Source organism: Nonomuraea thailandensis (genome assembly GCF_024172165.1).
GTDB lineage: Bacteria > Actinomycetota > Actinomycetes > Streptosporangiales > Streptosporangiaceae > Nonomuraea > Nonomuraea thailandensis.
Map to the genome: position 1 here is coordinate 2,069,811 of NZ_JAMZEB010000002.1, position 17,051 is coordinate 2,086,861.

Below are 17,051 nucleotides of genomic sequence, written 5' to 3' on the forward strand. Positions count from 1 at the left end.
CCCAATCCGATCTTGTGTCCGACCCGAAAGCCGACCATGAGCGACGACAACACCCCCGCCGACCCGAACGACCCGCTGGCCCTGGCCGAGCTCTTCGACGGCGGCGGGGAGCCCTGGCTGCCGCTGCTGAAGCCGGTCATCAAGGCGCACCCGGCCGCGGCCACGTTCATCGGCGCGAACCGCGGGCCCAGCGTCGTGCCCGTGCGGGAGCTGACCTTCCAGGCGCTCAAGCCCAACCCGCCGCACAAGTGGAAGGTCGTCGTCTTCGGCCAGAACCCGTATCCGCGGGCCGAGAGCGCGACCGGCATCGCGATGTTCGACAACACCTTCCACGACTGGGCCGACAGCCAGTTCGGCAAGACCGTGTCGATCCGCTGCATCATCAAGGCGGCGGCGATGTGGAAGCACGGCATCCCGAAGAAGACGCCGATCGCCGACATCCGCGCGCTGCTGAAGCAGCACGACACCGTGCAGCCGCCGGAGTGGTTCCAGGCGATGCTCACGCAGGGCGTGCTGCTGCTGAACGCGGCCCTCACCGCCAGCAGCGACAGGGCCATGGCCACCGACCAGCACACGGCGTTCTGGCGGCCGGTCGTCGAGCGGATCGTCGAGGAGATCCTTCGGGCCAAGCAGAGCGCCGGCGAGCAGGACCGCGGCGTGGTGTTCGCGTGGTGGGGCGTGCACGCCCGCAGCCTCAAGGAGGTCGTGCTCCGGCTGCAGCGCAAGTATCCCGAGGTCGAGGTCCGGCACATCGACCACCCCAACCCGGCGGCGCAGGGCGACATCTTCTGCGACGGCGAGCACTTCGCCCACGTCAACGCGGCGCTCGACGCGCTCGGCGCCGACGGGATCGACTGGCTGCCCGGCAAGGGCTGGAACGACGCCGGCCGGAACGGCGGGGCCGACGCGGACACGGCCGACCGCATGGGCGCGTTCATCACCTCGACGATGGAGCTGCACAAGCTCTACCTGGAACGGCTCGCCGGCGTCAAGGACGAGGGCCTGGTGCTGCCGGCGATCAGCGGGGTGTTCGGCAGCCCGCTGATGCCCTTCCGCGAGTCCGTCGCCCCGGTGGCCAAGCTGTTGTCCGGGCTCGACCGGCACGTGGAGCAGTCGTACCGGTTCGGTGAGAGCCTGCCCGCCGCCGCCACCTCGGGCCTGTCCGCCGACGAGATCGCGGCCCTGTACCTCTACACCTGCGAATCGGCCTTCTACCGCCAGATCAACGCCACCCTGCGCAACCCCGACCGCAGCCGGATCGTGCCCTACCTGCCGTACCTGCGGCTGCTGTTCTCGGCGGTGTCGCGCCTGCCGGCCCGTACGGAGCCGCTGTGGCGCGGGGTGTCGCTGGACCTGCGGGCGCAGTACCCGCCCGGCCGGACGGTGACGTGGTGGGGCGTGTCCTCCTGCACGTCGGAGCTCGGCGTGGCGCAGGCGTTCCTCGGGCGGCGCGGCAAGCGGACGCTGTTCGAGGTGCGCCCGAGGAGGGCCGTGGGGATCCGCAGGTTCTCCGCGTTCACCGGTGAGGAGGAGTTCATCCTCGCGCCCGGCACGCAGCTGGAGGTGACCGGCGTGCGGGCCGAGCGCGGCGGGCTGTGCACCGTGACGCTGACCGAGCTGGACGAGCAGCCCCTGGTGGCCTGAGCGGATCCGCCCTGCCTGGGGGGATTCGTCCCGCTTGAGCGGATCCGCCCTGGGTGAGCGGATCCGCCCGGGTTCGCCCGCGCGTCAGTCCCGCCACTGCTCGGTGGGCGCCACGCCGGGCAGCGGCCTGCCGATGAGGGCCAGGGGGATGAAGAAGCAGACCTGGCCGATCGCCATGCACAGAGTGGCGAGCGCCTTGTCGTCGTAGTGCGCGGACGCCTCGGCGTACAGCTCGTCGGGGACGCGCTGACCGGCCGGGTTCGGCGTGAGCACGGCCTCCACCAGCGCCAGCGCGGCCCGCTCCGCGCCGGTGAAGTACGGCGCGTCGCGCCAGGACGCCACGGCGGTGATGCGCTCCTCCGGCTCCCCGGCCGCGCGGAGGTTGCCCGTGTGCAGCACGGTCAGGTACGTGTTGGCGACGAGCTGGCCGGCGCGCAGCTGCACGAGGCTGATCGTGGTCCGCGGGATCGCGCCGTTGCCCGCGGCCCTGTAGAGCGCCTTGCCCACCTCGCCGAGCTCGGGCACGAGCTTGCCGGGGTTGGGCAGGCGCGACTGGTCGGTGGTCGTCGTGGTCATGTCAGGAGGTTCCCTTCCGGATTCTCAGTGGTGTGTCACCGCTCTGACGGATCGCGGAGAAGGAAGGTGACCGCAGGCGCGCACATGGACCGCGCGGGGGAGGAGATCTATGGTGCGGTCATGAAGGGCCGGTATCAGGTGTACTTCGAACGTGCCCGCATCCCCATAGCGGCCGTCGACGGGCTCGGCCGGATCAGGGAGAGCAACCCCGCCTTCCGCGCCGTGGTGGCCCGCACCGCCGAGGAACTGGACCACGTCCTGGCGGAGGAGCTGCTCGCGCCCGGCGAGATCGAGGCCCAGCGGCCCTACTGGCGGATGCTGGCCCTGGGCCGGATGGACACCTACCAGGCCCGGTTGCGGCTGGTCCGCCGGAACGGAACCGTGATCAGCGCCCGCGTCAGCGCCTCCGTGGAACACCGCGCGGACGGCCTGCCCTGGCGGGCCGTGGCCGTCCTGGACGAGATCTCCCGCGCCGCACCCGTGCTGGGGCCGGTGCAGGGGGAGGTGCTGCGGCTGGTCGCCGTGGGCGCCTCGAACGCGCAGATCGCCCGCCGGCTGTACCTGACCCGCCAGGCGGTGGACTACCACCTGGCGCGGTTGCGGGCGAAGCTGGGCGCCGAGAGCCGGTCGGCGCTGGCGGGACGGGCGTTCGTCCTCGGGTTGTTCGTGCCCGGCGTGTGGCCGCCTGCCCTGCACCCGCCGGACCCGCAGCCGCCCGCCATGCGCCTGCCCGGGGATCCGGGCTGACCGGGCCGGCGTGCGGTCACTGCACGCCGAGGAACTGCACGGCGGGATCCGTCCTGGCGGGGGCGCCCCAGACCGCGTCGTAGTGCGAGGCGTCGTCGTGCAGGTAGTACAGCAGCCAGGCGGTGGTCACCCGGCGGGTGAGGGCCTGCTGGGCGGCCCGGCTGATCGAGCCGGCGTCGCAGCCGAGCCCGCCGGAGTCGGTGAAGCCGCAGTGGAAGCCGCCGACGATCGTGCGCAGCTGCTTGGGGGCCGGCTTGGCGTTGTAGATGGGGATCTGGTGGCCGGACGGGCCCGCGACGCTGTCGTTCGCGCCGGCCACGAACTGCACGGGGACGGTCACGGCCGCGGCGGCGGCCCTGGCGGACGGGTTGGTCTCGGCGGCGGCGAGGTTCGTCACCGTCCGCACCGACGCGTTGCGCGCGGCCGCCAGCACGGAGGCGCCGCCGCCCATCGAGTGGCCTGACAGGCCCAGCCGGTCGGCGCGGACGTGGTCGTTGAACCGCGACCCGCTGGTGGTGTTCTGCGCCACGATCCAGGTCAGCGCGGCGTTCAGGTCGTCGGCGAAGGCGCTGTGGCTGGGCAGCAGGCCGCCCTGCGAGGTGGGCATGATCGTGATGGTGCCCCACGAGGCCCAGTGGCGGCCCAGCGAGGCGTACTTGCCGATGCTCTGGAAGAACCCGTGGCCGAAGGACACCGCCGGGAACCGCCCGGTGGCGACGGCCGTGCCGCTTCCCGCCGAGGTGGCCGGATAGTAGACCCGCGCGCCGAAGGAGCGGCCCGCGGCCGAGACGCTGACGTCGGCGTAGCCGGCGGCGTACGAGCCCGGCGCCGACAGATCGACGGCGGCCCCGGCGGGGGCGGAGGCGAGGAGCAGCAGGGGAGTCAGCAGAGCCGCGCAGATCCTGATCGGCCAGGAGCGCATGACGCTTCACCAGCTTTCACACGGGGACACTGTCACCCGAATATTGGAAACGCCGGTTCCCCTATGGCAACACTGGGCGGTAGGAATTAGGCAAATGCCAAAGGAGGACGCTGTGATCCCTGCCCTGTACGGCCTGCTCGCCCTGATCCAGGCCGCCCTGGCCGTGCGACTGGCGCGATCCGGCCAGTGGATCCCGTTCGCGGTCGCGGTGGGCGTCGCCTACGACTCGGCGGTCATCGGAGCCGGGGCGCTGACCGGCGAAGGGCCGGCCCTGGACGTGCTCAGCACCGGCCGGTTCGCCGCTCACGCCGTCCTGACCCCGCTGCTCATCGTGCACGCCGCCGCCCTGACGCGCCGTGGGCTCCTCGCCGCGGCCTGGGCCCTGGCCGGGGCGCTGATCGTCTGGGACGTTGTGGCCCTGGCGGAGCTGCGGCTGGAGCCGCGATGGTGGGCGGGCACCCTGCGGCTCGTCTCCGCCGACCCGCCGGGGCCACCGGTCGCGGCGCTGGCCACCACGGTGGTCCTGCTGGCCGCGGGGATCGTGCTGTGGGTGCGCCGGCGGACGCCCTGGCTCGCCGCGGGCGCCGCCGCGCTGCTGGCGAGCGCGGGCGCGGCCGTCGCGGTGCCCATCCTGGGCAACGCGGGGGAGGCCGTCCTGATCGCGGCCCTCGTGGTGACCTCGCCGGCGCAGGAGCCGGCCGGTCACGGGCCGCGATCATGAGAGGAGGGCTCAGGGCTGGACGTGCGTCACCTCCACCCCCAGCAGGTCGGCCACTGCCCGCAGGTCGGCCAGGCGGCGCCCGGTGCCCAGGGCCCAGTGGTGCGAGATGCCGGAGGCGCTCCACGCGTCCGTCCACTCGCCGGGGTCGCAGCCGAAGTCGACCCGGGAGGTGGTGTTCCCGATCTGCAGCAGCGGCCCCGCCACGACCTCGCCCTCCGACACGACGAAGCCGAAGCTCCCGTCCCTGGCCTGCCGCAGCCCGAACGCGGTCACCGGGCCGCGCTTGACGTCGAACTCCACCGACACGCCCCAGCCGCGTTTGCCGTGGTAGACGCCCAGCCCGCGCAGCAGCGGCCGGTGCGAGCTGATCGCCAGGTGCGCGGGGCCGTCGTGGCCCATCTCGACGTGACCGCGGGCGAAGTCGAGCGCCTGCAGCTCGGTGAACGAGCCGCCGCCGCCCAGCCGGTCCATGATGAGCATGGCCAGCGAGGTGCGCAGCTCGTACTCTCCGGCGGCCGGGATGCCCCGGGCCGTGAGCAGGGAGGCGCCGAGGATCATGCCGGCGCCCAGCCGTTCGTGCACCTCGCCGTCCAGGCCGCGGTGGTAGTAGGCCAGGCTGTCCAGCCCGAAGTCCTCCACGAGGCGGTCCAGGCCCACCGACACGCGGGCCGCCCACGCCAGGTCCTCCTCGTTCACCGAGTCGGCCAGCTCGAACACCTCCCGCGCCAGCTTCACCCGCTCGCCCGTCTCGGCGTCGGAGACCTTCTCCGTGCGCACGCGCAGGTCGTCGAACTCCAGCACCTCCACGTGACCGCCGAAGTTGGCGCTCACCAGCGTCAGGTCGGTGGCCACGTCCAGCATGCCCGGGTAGAGGTGCCCCATCAGGCCGTGCCGGCCGTGGCGCAGCGTGGCGCGCACGCCCGCCGCCCGGATCCAGCGGCCGATCCGCTCCCAGGCCCGCTCGTCCTCCAGGTAGCCGGAGACCGAGCGGAACGGGATGCCGCAGCGGGCGAAGGCGTTGGCCATCTCGGGCAGCGGGCAGGCGCCGCAGTAGGCCAGCCACTGGCCGGTGTCGAAGGTGGCGTGGTCCATCGACTCCGTGGGCTGCAGGTTGATCAGCAGCACGGGCGCGCCGCTGCGCTGCGCGATCGGCACCAGCATGGTGGCCGTCATGTACGTCGTCAGGAACCCGACGATCAGGTCGCAGCCGGCGGCCCGCAGCTTCTCGGCCGCCTCGTCCCCCTCGCGGGCGTCGGAGATGAAGCCGACGTCCACGATCTCCGCGTCGAAGCCGCGCATGCGCTCCGAGACCCGCTCGGCGGAGCGCTGGAGCTGGGGCAGCAGGTCGGGGAACTGCGGCCAGTAGGCGCCCAGCCCGCCGGCGACCAGGCCCACCTTGACGCGGGGCGGGGTGATGCGGGGGAAGTCGTTCACGGGTTTCTCCTCATGAGTGTCAGCGCACTTCGACCTCGATGACGCGCGTGTAGTCGTTCGCGCCGTTCGAGGCCAGCGCGACGATGCGGACGGCGTCCGCGGTGACGGGGGCGAAGTCCGAGCGGGCCGTTCCGGCGGTGTTGCCGCGCACCTGCGCGACCGTCTGCCACTGCCCGCCCACCTGGGCCTGCACGTCCCAGTCGCGCACGCCGTACCTGGAGGCCGGGTAGCGCTCGGTGTCCAGGGTGTAGACGTCCACGCGGGAGACCTGCCGGGCTCCGCCCAGCGCGATGGACAGCGTGTCGGGCCAGGCCCTGGCGGTGGCGTCGTTCCAGCCGTTGCCGCCGGCCCAGCCGTTGGACGAGCGGTCGCCGTCGGCGACGCTGCACGGCGGGTAGTTGGCGTTGGTGTGCTGGGAGGAGGCGGTGACGGGGCGGCGCAGGGCCAGGTTGCCGCCGTTGTCGAGGCCGTCCACGGGCACGACCTCGACCGGCACCTCCAGCGTGCGGTCCGGGGTGCGCAGGCGCAGGCCGTACGTGCCCTGCGCGGTGCCGGGCGGGACGGCGACCAGCAGGTTCGCGCCGACCTGGTAGCCGGGCGGGAGGTAGCTGGTCAGCATCGCGCGGGAGGACGTCAGCGGCGGGTCCAGCTCCACCCTCATGGTGGCGTACGCGGCCTTGCGCGCGTCGCTGCGCATGCCGATCCTGAGCTTGGCGGGACAGGCCGGGTCCACCCCGAGCGGCGCGACGAGCCTGTCCGCGCCGGCGACCGGGGTGAGCCTGCCGGTGCCCTTGGAGACGCCCGGCTCGACCTTGACCGACGCCGTCTGCGGGGGCGGCTCGGGGTCGAGGGCGCCCGCGGTGGTGGTCACGGTGGCGGCGACGGCCAGGGCGGCGGCGAGTACACGCATGATCGGCTCCTTCCTAGAGCACCTGAAGGCCGGGCGCGCCGTCGAGGGCGACCAGGCTGGCGCGGGTGGAGACGGGAGCGCCTGGACGGTCCACGTACGGGACGACCTTGAAGTCCGAGCGCCACTGGCCGCGGGTGACCTCGCAGGAGACGTAGCCGCGCTGGTAGCTGGAGAAGCGCAGGTGCGGGTTGGCCGGGTCGGAGCCGCCGGGCGGCACGCCCGTGTTCGGGTTGCCGTTGCCGCCGCTGCTGATCGAGGTGCAGACGAACTCGACGCCGACGGCGGGCGAGGCGGGGTCGTCGAAGTTCGTCCTGAGGTCGCCGGCGAGGTTGTAGTGGATGTCGCCGGTCAGCACCACCGGGTTGCTCACCTGGCGCTCGACCATGCCGGTGAGCAGGCGGTCCTTGGCGGACTTGTAGCCGTCCCACAGGTCCATGCTGAGCCGCTGAGCCGGGCCGGGGTCGTAGTCGAGCTGCATCATGGCGATCTGCTGGGCCAGCACGTTCCACTTGGCGCGGGAGGCGCCGAGGCCTTCGAGCAGCCACGCCTCCTGCTCGGCGCCGAGCATCTGCCGTGCCGGGTCCAGCCGGTCGGCGCAGTCGACCTGCTGGCCGTCGCCGCAGACCTGGTCGTCGCGGTACTGCCGGGTGTCGAGCACGTTGAACTCGGCCAGGTCGCCGAAGGTGAACCGGCGGTAGATGCGCGCGTCGGGGCCCTCCATGGAGGGGACGCGGACCGGCATGTTCTCCCAGAAGGCGCGGAAGGCGTTGGCGCGGATGACCAGGTAGTCCTGCTCGGTCACCTCCCCGCCGGGGCCGAAGCGGCCGGCCCAGTTGTCGAGCACCTCGTGGTCGTCCCAGGTGACGATCCACGGCGCGCGCTGGTGCGCGGCCTGGAGGTCGGGGTCGCTCTTGTAGAGGCCGTACTGCACGCGGTAGCGGTCGAGCGTGTCGCACTGCACCCGGAACTGCTCGGGCACCGGGGTGTTGCGGTTGCCGCCCATCGGGACGATGCCGTACTCGTAGATGTAGTCGCCCAGGTGGAAGACCACGTCGGGGTTCTCGTCGGCGAGGTGGCGGTAGGCGGTGTAGTAGCCGTCCTGCCAGGAGGCGCACGACGCGAACGCCAGGCGCAGCGCGTCGGGGCTGCTGCGCGGCGCCGGCGCGGTCTTGGTGCGGCCGGCGGGGCTGAGCTCGCCGCCGGAGCGGAAACGGTAGAAGTACTCGCGGCCGGGCCGCAGGCCCTTGGCGTCCACGTGCACGGAGTGGCCGTACTCCGGCGTGGCCCAGGCCGAGCCGGAGCGGACGCGGCGGGCGAAACCCTCGTCCTCGGCGATCTCCCAGTCCACCCGGATGCGGTTGAACGGCAGGCCGCCGAGCGGCTCCAGCGGCTTGGGGGCCAGGCGCGTCCAGAGGATCACCCGGTCGGGGAGCGGGTCGCCGGAGGCGACGCCGAGCTGGAAGGGGTAGTCGGCCGTCCTGGCCGCGGCGGGCGCGGTCCAGGGGTCGGCCAGGTCGGTGGTGAAGGCCAGGGCGAAGGCGGCGCTGCCTAAGCCGAGGAAGCCCCGGCGTGAAGGGTGCGGCATGCTGCTTCCTAAGCTGGGGGACGAAGCCCTCACTTTCTAGCAAGCAGGCACGCTCTTAACAAGATACAAGTTACAAATAACGCCTCTCGGCGTTACATCTCGGCCACGCGGATGTCCCCGTGGGAGTCCCGGAGCCGCTGGAGCAGCTCCGCCGGCGCGTTCGCGTCCACCACCACCACGTCGAAGTCGTCCAGCGGCGCCACCCGGTGCAGCGCCACGCGGGCCAGCTTGGAGCCGTCCACGGCCAGCACCCGCCGCGATCCCGAGCGCAACATCGCCCGCTTGACCAGCACGATCTCCTGCTCCTGGTGGTAGGCGTACTGCTCGGTGACCGCCGAGGTGGACACCACCACCAGGTCGACGTTCACCGCCTCGACCGCGTCCACGCAGCCGAGCCCGAGAAACGAGTCATGGGTCGCGTGATATTCACCGCCCAGCGCGATGAGACGGAGGTCGCGCTCGGCGGCCAGCAGCCTGATCGCCTCCAGGAAGTTCGTCACGACGGTCAGCGGGGCCAGCTCGCCCAGGTGGCGGGCGACGGCCAGAGCCGTCGTCGAGTCGTCGAGCATCACCGAGCTGCCCGGCTCGATCAGGCCGGCCACCACCCTGGCGATCGCGTCCTTCTCCGCCGTGTGGGCCTTGAGCCGGTAGGCGATGTTGCTCTCCCAGACGTTGCTGGCCTGGGCGGTGGCGCCGCCCCTGACCTTCCGCACCATGCCCTGGCGCTCGAGCTCGTCGAGGTCGCGGTGGACGGTCATCAGGCTCACGCCGAAGCTCTCGGCGAGCTCGGTCACGGAGGCGGAGCCCTGGCGCACGATGTGCTCGGCCATGCCCTGCCATCGCGTGGACCTGCTGGAGGTGTGCTGACGCGAATTCACCAATGTCTCCACCCTGTTCGGACGGCTGCGCATCCTACCCTTGACACCCCGCTCGGGCGACTCGTACCCTCCACCCACCGCTACTTTTAACACGTTTGACTGTTAATTTAACAATCATTAAAACGTTCGCATTGCGTCCGGCCCTGTGATCGCCGGGCGCTCTCGGGGGATCTCAGCACTTCGCACGACCGAGGAGACAGCGACATGACCGACCTGCTGCACCACGCCAGGGTCAGCCGCGGCCAGTTCCTGCGCATGATGGGCGGTCTGGCCGCGGCCACCCTCGCCACCACGGCCTGCTCCACCAGGCCGGAGACCACCGCCACCACCGGTGGCGGCGGCGGGGCCACCACCGAGCTCAAGTTCATCGGCGTGGCCGACCAGAAGACGCCGATGGACGAGCTGGCCGCCGCCTACGCCAAGGCCACGCCCACCGTCCGGCTGACCGCGTCCTACGCCCCCACCGACCAGGTGCAGACCTCCCTGCGCACCCAGCTCGGCGCGGGCAACGCCCCCGACCTGCACGTCGTCTACCCCGGCAACGGCAGCGCGATGTCGATGACCCAGATCGCCCAGGCCGGGCTGCTGGCCGACCTGTCCGCGCAGCCCTGGACGCAGACGATCCCCGCCGGGTTCAAGCCCGCCTTCCAGCTCGACGGCAAGACCTACCTGTTCTCGGCCGGGTCGTCGGTCATCGGCGCCGTCTACAACAAGAAGGTCTTCCAGCAGGCCGGGATCGACGCGCCGCCCACCACGTGGAGCGAGTTCCTGGCCGTGTGCGACAAGCTGAAGAAGGCCGGGGTGACGCCCATCGCCCTGGGCGCCCAGACGCCGTGGGTCACCCAGCTCATCACGTACGCGCTGGTGCCCTCCACCGTCTACGCCAAGGACCCCACCTTCGACGACAAGCAGCTCGCGGGGCAGGCCACCTTCGCCGGCTCCGGCTGGCACCAGGCCATGGAGATGTACCTGGAGCTGCAGAAACGCGGCTACTTCAACGACAAGCCGAACGGCACCACGTTCGAGCAGCAGACCTCCATGGTGGCCACCGGCAAGGCCGCCATGGCCATCCAGGTCTCCGCCGTCCTGCCCGACTTCCGCAAGGCCGCCTCCTCGCCCGACGACCTGTCGATGTTCCCCCTGCCGGGAGCCGACGACGCGAACCAGGTGTGGATCCCGGCCGGCGTCGTCGTCGGGCTCGGCGCCTCGGCCAAGGGCCGCAACGCCGAGCAGGCCAAGGCGTTCATCGACTTCCTCGGCCGCCAGGAGAACCTCAACGCCTGGGCCAAGGCCATCGCCGCCATCCCGCTCACCCAGGACGCCAGTTCCACGATCGACCCGGCCGTCCAGTCGTTCCTGCCCTTCACCAAGGACCGCGCCGTGCCGTTCATGGACCAGCGCTGGCCGAACGCCGAGGTCCAGCCCGTGCACTTCGCGGTCGTCCAGGAGTTGCTGGCCGGCGACTCCACGATCGACGAGGCGCTGAAGAAGATGGACGAGGCGTACCGCAAGTGACTCCCGTAACCGCGGGCCGCGCCCGCCCCGCGCACGTCCGGCGGCGGCGGCGCTTCTCCGCGGCCTCCCCCTCCTGGCTGTTCGCCGCGCCCGCCCTGGCCGTGTACGCGCTGATCGTGCTGTACCCGGCCGTGGCCGGCGTGATCTACGCCTTCACCGACTGGAGCGGCATCGGCCGCGACATGTCCTTCGTCGGCCTGGAGAACTTCCGCACCCTGCTGGCCGACGAGCAGGCCATGGGCTCCATCGGCAACACCCTGCTGCTCACCGTGGCCATCGTGGTGGTGCAGAACGGCGTCGGGCTGCTGCTCGCGCTCGGCGTGCACGTCAAGCTCAAGAGCCGCGCCCTGCTGCGCGTCGTCTTCTTCGCGCCCGTCGTCGTCAGCCCCGTCATGGTGGCCTTCCTGTGGAAGTACATCTACAACCCCGACCCGTCGGCCGGTCTCAACGGGCTGCTGGGCCTGGAGGTGGACTGGCTCGGCGACCCGTCGATCGCGCTCTGGTCGATCGCCGGCATGGTCGTGTGGCAGAACGCCGGCTACTCCATGGTCATCTTCCTGGCCGGGCTCGAAGGCGTGCCGCGCGAGCTGCACGAGGCCGCCATGATCGACGGCGCGGGCACCGTGCAGCGCTTCCGCTACGTCACCTGGCCGCTGCTGGCCCCCGCCCTGACGATCAACCTGATGCTCTCCACGATCGGCGGGCTCAAGCTGTTCGACCAGGTCTTCGCCGCCACCAACGGCGGCCCCGGCTACGCCACCGAGACGCTGTCCACGGTCCTGTACAAGCAGGCGTTCGTCTTCGGCAAGTTCGGCTACAGCACCGCCGTCGCGCTGGTGCTGGCGCTGTTCGTGGCCGCGGTGTCCCTCGTCCAGGTCTACTACCTGCGCAGCCGGGAGGTGACGGCGTGAGAAGGACGTTCGTGCTCGAGATCGTCATGATCGTGGTGGCGGTGGCGTTCCTGTTCCCCGTCTACACGCTGATCTCGCTCGCCCTCAAGGACCCCGGGCAGATCGCGCGCTCGCCGCTGGCCCCGCCGAACCCGCCCACCCTGGACAACTTCACCAGCGCCTGGTCGGCGGCGGCGCTCGGCCCCTCGCTCGTCAACAGCACGGTGATCACCGCGGCCAGTCTGGTCGCGCTCATCGCGCTCGGCTCGTTCGCCGCCTACTTCCTGGCCCGCGTCCAGACCCGCCTCGGCTACGGCCTGTACGTGCTCTTCCTGCTGGGCATCGTGCTGCCCTTCCAGCTCGGCATGATCCCCCTGTACGAGCTGGTCAACGACCTGGGCCTGATCGGCACGCACGCCGGGATGATCCTCTTCTACACCGGCATCCAGCTCCCCTTCACCGTCTTCCTCTACACCGGCTTCATCCGGGCGCTGCCCCGCGAGTACGCCAGCGCCGCGCAGATCGACGGCGCCTCGCACCTGAAGGCGTTCACCCGCGTGGTCTTCCCGCTGCTGCGGCCCATCACCGGCACCGTGCTGATCCTCAACGCCGTCTTCATCTGGAACGACTTCTTCACCCCGCTGGTCTACCTCGGCGGGTCCGGCTTCGAGACGGTCCCGGTCAGCGTGTTCGCCTACGTCGGCCAGTACGTCTCCCAGCACGGCCTCGTCTTCGCCGGGCTCGTGCTCGGCGCGCTGCCCATCGTGCTGGTGTTCCTGGTGCTGCAGCGTTACGTCATCAAGGGCTTCGCGAGCGGACTCAAGGGATGAGCGAGATCTACGACGTCTTCCGGGAGCCGCCGCGGGCCTACTCGCCGGCCGCCATCTGGTGGTGGAGCGGCGAGCCGCTGCGCCGCGACCGGCTGCGCTGGCAGATGGAGCGGCTGGTCGCCGGGGGCGTGCACAACCTGGTCATCCTCAACCTCGCCCCCTCGGGGCCGATGTTCGGGGCCGGCGCCGACGACCCGCCCTTCCTGTCCGATCCGTGGTGGGAGCTGCTGGACGGGGTGTGCGCCGACGCCCGCGAGCTGGGCGCGTACCTGTGGTTCTACGACCAGCTCGGCTTCTCCGGCGCCGACCTTCAGGCGCGGCTGGTGCAGGAGCGGCCCGAGTTCGCCGGGCAGTGGCTGGCCCCCGACGGGTCGGTCGGCCTGCGGGGCTTCGACTACCTCTCGCGCGAGGCGTGCGCGGTGCTGCTGGACCGCGTGCACGGCGAGTTCGAACGGCGGCTCGGGCACTGGTTCGGCAAGGTGATCGCCGGGTCGTTCCAGGACGAGCTGCCGACCCTGCCCACCTGGTCCGCCCGCTTCGCCGAGGAGCACCTGGCACGCAGGGGGCGGCCGTACTCGCCGGAGGACCGGCGGGCCTACCAGCTCACCCGGGCCGAGCTGGCCGAGGAGGCGTTCTTCCGGCCGCTGGCCGAGTGGCACGAACGCCACGGCCTGGTGCACGGCTGCGACCAGCAGGACCCGGCCCGCGGCGGGCATCCCGTGGACGGGGTGCGGCTGTACGCCGACTACCCGCGCACCCACCGGTGGTTCGGCGCGCCCGGCTCCGACCACCACGGCGACGCCCGCCTGCACTCCTCCCTCGCCCACCTGTACGGGCGGCCGCGCACCTGGATCGAGGCGTTCCACTCCAGCGGGTGGGGCGGCACGCTGGAGGAGACGTTCGACTGGCTGCTGCCGTGGCTGCGGGCCGGGGCCACCCTCTACAACCCGCACGCCGTCTACTACACGACCAAGCGCGGCTGGTGGGAGTGGGCGCCGCCGTCCACCGACTGGCGGCAGCCGTACTGGCGGCACCACCGGGTCTTCGCCGAGGCGGTCACCCGGCTGTGCGCGGCGCTGTCGCTCGGCCGGCACGCCTGCGACGTGGCCGTCCTCCTGCCCACCGCCACCGCCCAGGCCGGCGTCGGGGCCGACGGGCAGGCCGACGCGGCCGCGGTGCGGGCGCAGGAGGTGTACCGGGAGCTGGTGGGCGACATAGCCTGGTTCGCCACCTCGCCCGGGGTGCTGGATCGGCTCGGGCTCGACGCGGACGTCATCGACGAGGACTCGGTGCGGCGCGCGGTCGTCAAGGACGGGCGGCTGACCGTCGCCACCGAGGCCTACCGGGCGATCATCCTGCCCGCCGTCACGACCCTGGACGAGGACGTCGCCGCCCGGCTCGCGGAGTTCGCCGAGCACGGGGGGCTGCTCGTCGCGGTCGGCGCGCCGGAACCGGGCGCTACGGGGCCGGGCGTGGCCGCTGCCGTAGCGGGCGCGCGCTTCGTGGCCTCCGCCGATCGGGTGGGGGAGGCGCTGGAAGGGCTGGAGCGGCGGGTCGAGGCGCCCGGGCCCGCGCTGGTGCGCGAGCACGGCGAGACCACGCTGGTGTTCCTGCCCGCGGCCTTCCCCATGGCCAGCCGCATCCACGTCGGCCGGCCCGAGGAACGCGGCGTGGACCTGGGCTGGCTGGACGCCGTCATCGACTTCGAGCCCGCCCGGTACGCCCGCGAGATGCCGGTCACCGTGAGAGGCGTCAGCGGCACGCCGCTGCTGCTGCGCCCCTTCGCCGGCGGCGACCCCGTGCCGCTGCCGCACACCCGGGAGGGCGACACCGTACGGGTGGTCGTGCCCTTCGACGACGGGCCCGCCGCGCTGCTGGCGTTCGACGGCACCGACGCCGAGCCCGCGCCGCGGCCCGCGTACCCGGTGGAGCACGATCTGGGCGACGCATGGGACGTCGAGCTGGTTCCCACCCTGGACGACACCTGGTCCGACTTCGGCACCGATGGCGGCGGCGTCGAGTGCTGGACGTTGCGGACGCCGGACGGCGAGCCGGTGGACGTGACGTTCGGGCCGCGCGGCGAGCAGCGGGTCGGCGACGGGCCGTGGACGCCTTCCGTCTGGTCGGCCTCGCGCGGGCTGCGCAAGGACCCCGTGCACCGGGAGACGCTCGGGCCCAAGGGGCGGGTGCCGGTCGAGTTCCTGGCCTTCGGGCGGGTCGCGGCGGGGGCGGAGGCCCGCTTCCGCACGGTCGTCACCGTCCCGGCGGGCGGCGCCTGGCTCGCCCTCGGCGCCGGCGCGGCCAAGACGCTCCGGATCGACGGGGCGGAGCGACCGCTCGACGACCGCGGCTACTGCGCCGTCGCGCGTTCGCCGCTCACGCCCGGCGAGCACCTGCTGGAGCTGGTGCTGGTGCCGGAGGAGGAGCACGACCTGCGGGCGTACGCCTGCCTGGTGGCCGACCCCGCCGACGCGATCCGCCCGGAGTGGATCGCGGGCACGCCGCTGGAGACGGTCGTCCACGTGCCCGAGGCCGGACGGCCCGCCTTGCTGCAGGTGGCGTCCACCGCGTTCTGCCGGGTGCTGGTGAACGGCGTCGAAGCGGGCAGGCAGGGTGGTTTCGACCCGTACGCGGAGGCGGACATCCCGCGCGTGCGCCGCTACGACGTCACCCACCTCCTGCGCGAGGGGCCCAACACCGTACGCGTCGAATCCGGCGGAGACGTGCTGGTGGACGGCATCGCGGTCTCCGGGCCCGGCTGGTCGCCCGCGCCCCGCGTACGGCGGCGTCAGCACGGGGACCCGGCCGCGCTGTGGCTGCTGCCCCGGCCGCACCCGCTGCCGGAGGCGGGCTGGCTGGACGGCGGCCCCGTCGCCCTGCCCGCCGGGTTCGCGGTCCCCGGTGCCCGCCCGCGCACCGAGCACTTCCTGCTCGACCCGCCCCCCGGAACGACCGGCGTCGAGGTGAACGCCCGGTGCCGGTACGACGTGCGATGGCCGGTCGAGCCCGCAGCCCGCACCGGCCCGGCCGAGCCCGCACCGGGCACCGGGGCGGCCGAGCCCGTGCCGGCCGCCGGCCCGGTCGAGCCCCCAGCGCGTACGGCGCCGATCGAGCTCGTCCTGCACACCGAGCCTGGCGCGCAGGGCGGTGCGGCCCTCACCGGACCCGTCCGGTTCACCTGCGGGCCCGGCCGGATGCGGCTGGGCGACTGGGAGGAGCAGGGGCTGGCCGGGTACAGCGGCGGCGTGCGCTACCGGACCACGGTGTCCGCCGCCTCCGGGCCAGGCCTGCTGGACCTGGGCCGGGTCAGGGGCAGCGCCGAGGTGAGCGTCAACGGCCGGCCCTGCGGCGTGCGCGTCTGCTCCCCGTACGTGTTCGACGTCGAGCTGGACGACGGCGACAACCTCGTCGAGATCCTCGTCCTCGGCACCCTGGCCCCCTACCTGGACGAGGTCAGCCCCACCCACTTCGTCTTCGCCGGCCAGCGCGCCACCGGACTGTTCGGCCCCGTCCGCCTGCGGATGATCGCTTAGCGGCCCCCGGGGCGGCGTGGCCCCGGGGACTCCGCCAGACTGCTGCCGTGTCCTCGTCCTCCTCGTCCATGATCGCCGTCACCCCGCTGCTGCCCGTGATCGTCCTCCTGCTGGCCGCGCTGGGCGGCGCGGTGGCGTGGCTGGGGCGGCTGGGGCACGGCAGGGCCGTCGTGACGGCGTGCCTGCGGGCCGCGCTGCAGCTCGGCGCCGTGTCCGTGGTGATCGCCTGGGTGGTCGCGTACTCCGCGGCGGTGACGGGCTTCATCCTGCTCATGTACGGCGTCGCCGCCTTCACCGCCGGCCGGCGCGTCACCGCGGGCGGGCCCGGATGGTGGTGGGCGGGGCTGCCGATCGCGGCGGGCACCGCCCCCGTGCTGGCGGTCCTGGCGGGCAGCGGCGTGACGCCCCTGTCCGGGATCGTGATCATCCCGATCGCGGGGATCCTGCTGGGCGGCTGCCTGACGGCCACCGCGCTCGCGGGCCGGCGCGCGGTGGAGGAGCTGCGGCAGCGCAGGGGAGAGGTGGAGGCGGCCCTGGCGCTGGGGTTCATGCCCCGGGACGCGGCCATGGAGATCTGCCGGCCGTCCGCCGCGGGGGCTCTGGTGCCGGCCCTGGACCAGACGAGGACCGTGGGGCTGGTCACGCTGCCCGGGGCGTTCGTGGGGGTGCTGCTCGGCGGGGCGAGCCCGATCGAGGCGGGCATCGTCCAGCTCGTGGTGCTGGTGGCGCTGCTGGCCGCCGAGGCCGTCGCCACCGTGGTCACGGTCGAGCTCGTCGCCCGCGGCCGCTTCACCCCACCGGCCGCCGATCAGCGGTGACGCCGCCCGCGCACCGCCGGGGCCGGCAGCCGGGACGCCGGTGACGCG

Annotated in this window: 14 protein-coding genes; 8 read left to right on the forward strand and 6 right to left on the reverse strand. The window is 72.8% G+C overall.

From position 1 onward, the window contains the following. Positions 1-36 precede the first annotated feature (36 nt). Positions 37-1,644, forward strand: coding sequence for an ADP-ribosyltransferase domain-containing protein (locus HD597_RS13490; protein WP_253742370.1), 1,608 nt, complete (start codon positions 37-39; stop codon positions 1,642-1,644). An 84-nt stretch (positions 1,645-1,728) separates the two neighbouring features. Here HD597_RS13490 and HD597_RS13495 read toward each other — a convergent pair whose 3' ends face one another. Continuing rightward, positions 1,729-2,220 carry a carboxymuconolactone decarboxylase family protein gene (locus tag HD597_RS13495; RefSeq protein ID WP_253742371.1) on the reverse strand — a complete coding sequence of 164 codons (492 nt, stop codon included), beginning with the start codon at positions 2,218-2,220 and terminating at the stop codon, positions 1,729-1,731. 66 nt (positions 2,221-2,286) lie between these two features. On the opposite strand from HD597_RS13495, the gene HD597_RS13500 reads away from it, so the two are divergent. Next, positions 2,287-2,967: a helix-turn-helix transcriptional regulator gene (locus tag HD597_RS13500; RefSeq protein ID WP_253742372.1), complete on the forward strand. Its 681-nt coding sequence runs from the start codon at positions 2,287-2,289 to the stop codon at positions 2,965-2,967. Positions 2,968-2,983: 16 nt separating this feature from the next. Here HD597_RS13500 and HD597_RS13505 read toward each other — a convergent pair whose 3' ends face one another. Next, entirely contained in the window at positions 2,984-3,889 is a 906-nt protein-coding gene (locus tag HD597_RS13505) for an alpha/beta hydrolase family protein (protein ID WP_253742373.1), read from the reverse strand. A 112-nt stretch (positions 3,890-4,001) separates the two neighbouring features. Here HD597_RS13505 and HD597_RS13510 point away from each other — a divergent pair, with 112 nt between their 5' ends. Further along, a complete protein-coding gene (locus tag HD597_RS13510) occupies positions 4,002-4,610 on the forward strand; it encodes a hypothetical protein (RefSeq protein ID WP_253742374.1) in 609 nt (202 codons plus the stop codon). Between the two features lie 9 nt (positions 4,611-4,619). Here the strand turns inward: HD597_RS13510 and HD597_RS13515 are convergent, their stop codons facing one another. The 4 genes from HD597_RS13515 to HD597_RS13530 form a co-directional block, all read right to left on the reverse strand. Next, positions 4,620-6,044: an L-fucose/L-arabinose isomerase family protein gene (locus HD597_RS13515; protein ID WP_253742375.1), complete on the reverse strand. Its 1,425-nt coding sequence runs from the start codon at positions 6,042-6,044 to the stop codon at positions 4,620-4,622. Positions 6,045-6,063: 19 nt separating this feature from the next. Then, positions 6,064-6,954, reverse strand: a complete 891-nt coding sequence (locus HD597_RS13520; RefSeq protein ID WP_253742376.1) for a discoidin domain-containing protein — start codon at positions 6,952-6,954, stop codon at positions 6,064-6,066. Positions 6,955-6,967: 13 nt separating this feature from the next. Beyond that, on the reverse strand, positions 6,968-8,539 hold the full coding sequence (locus tag HD597_RS13525) for an alkaline phosphatase D family protein (protein WP_253742377.1): 1,572 nt from the start codon (positions 8,537-8,539) through the stop codon (positions 6,968-6,970). Positions 8,540-8,631: 92 nt separating this feature from the next. Beyond that, complete coding sequence (locus tag HD597_RS13530; protein ID WP_253742378.1) at positions 8,632-9,417, reverse strand: DeoR/GlpR family DNA-binding transcription regulator; 786 nt, start codon at positions 9,415-9,417, stop codon at positions 8,632-8,634. Positions 9,418-9,621: 204 nt separating this feature from the next. Between HD597_RS13530 and HD597_RS13535 the strand changes: the two genes are divergently transcribed. The 5 genes from HD597_RS13535 to HD597_RS13555 are packed head-to-tail and all read left to right on the forward strand — an operon-like array spanning position 9,622 to position 17,003. Then, positions 9,622-10,932 carry an extracellular solute-binding protein gene (locus HD597_RS13535; RefSeq protein WP_253742379.1) on the forward strand — a complete coding sequence of 437 codons (1,311 nt, stop codon included), beginning with the start codon at positions 9,622-9,624 and terminating at the stop codon, positions 10,930-10,932. Next, the gene (locus HD597_RS13540; RefSeq protein ID WP_253742380.1) at positions 10,929-11,843 is read left to right on the forward strand and encodes a carbohydrate ABC transporter permease; all 915 of its coding nucleotides are present in this window, start codon (positions 10,929-10,931) and stop codon (positions 11,841-11,843) included. The genes HD597_RS13535 and HD597_RS13540 overlap by 4 nt, the downstream gene beginning before the upstream one ends. Continuing rightward, the gene (locus HD597_RS13545) at positions 11,840-12,652 is read left to right on the forward strand and encodes a carbohydrate ABC transporter permease (RefSeq protein ID WP_253742381.1); all 813 of its coding nucleotides are present in this window, start codon (positions 11,840-11,842) and stop codon (positions 12,650-12,652) included. Before HD597_RS13540 ends, HD597_RS13545 begins: the two co-directional genes overlap by 4 nt. Further along, a complete protein-coding gene (locus HD597_RS13550) occupies positions 12,649-16,185 on the forward strand; it encodes a hypothetical protein (protein WP_253742382.1) in 3,537 nt (1,178 codons plus the stop codon). Before HD597_RS13545 ends, HD597_RS13550 begins: the two co-directional genes overlap by 4 nt. Before the next feature lie 47 nt (positions 16,186-16,232). After that, on the forward strand, positions 16,233-17,003 hold the full coding sequence (locus HD597_RS13555; protein WP_253742383.1) for an ABC transporter permease: 771 nt from the start codon (positions 16,233-16,235) through the stop codon (positions 17,001-17,003). The last annotated feature ends 48 nt before the right edge of the window (positions 17,004-17,051 follow it).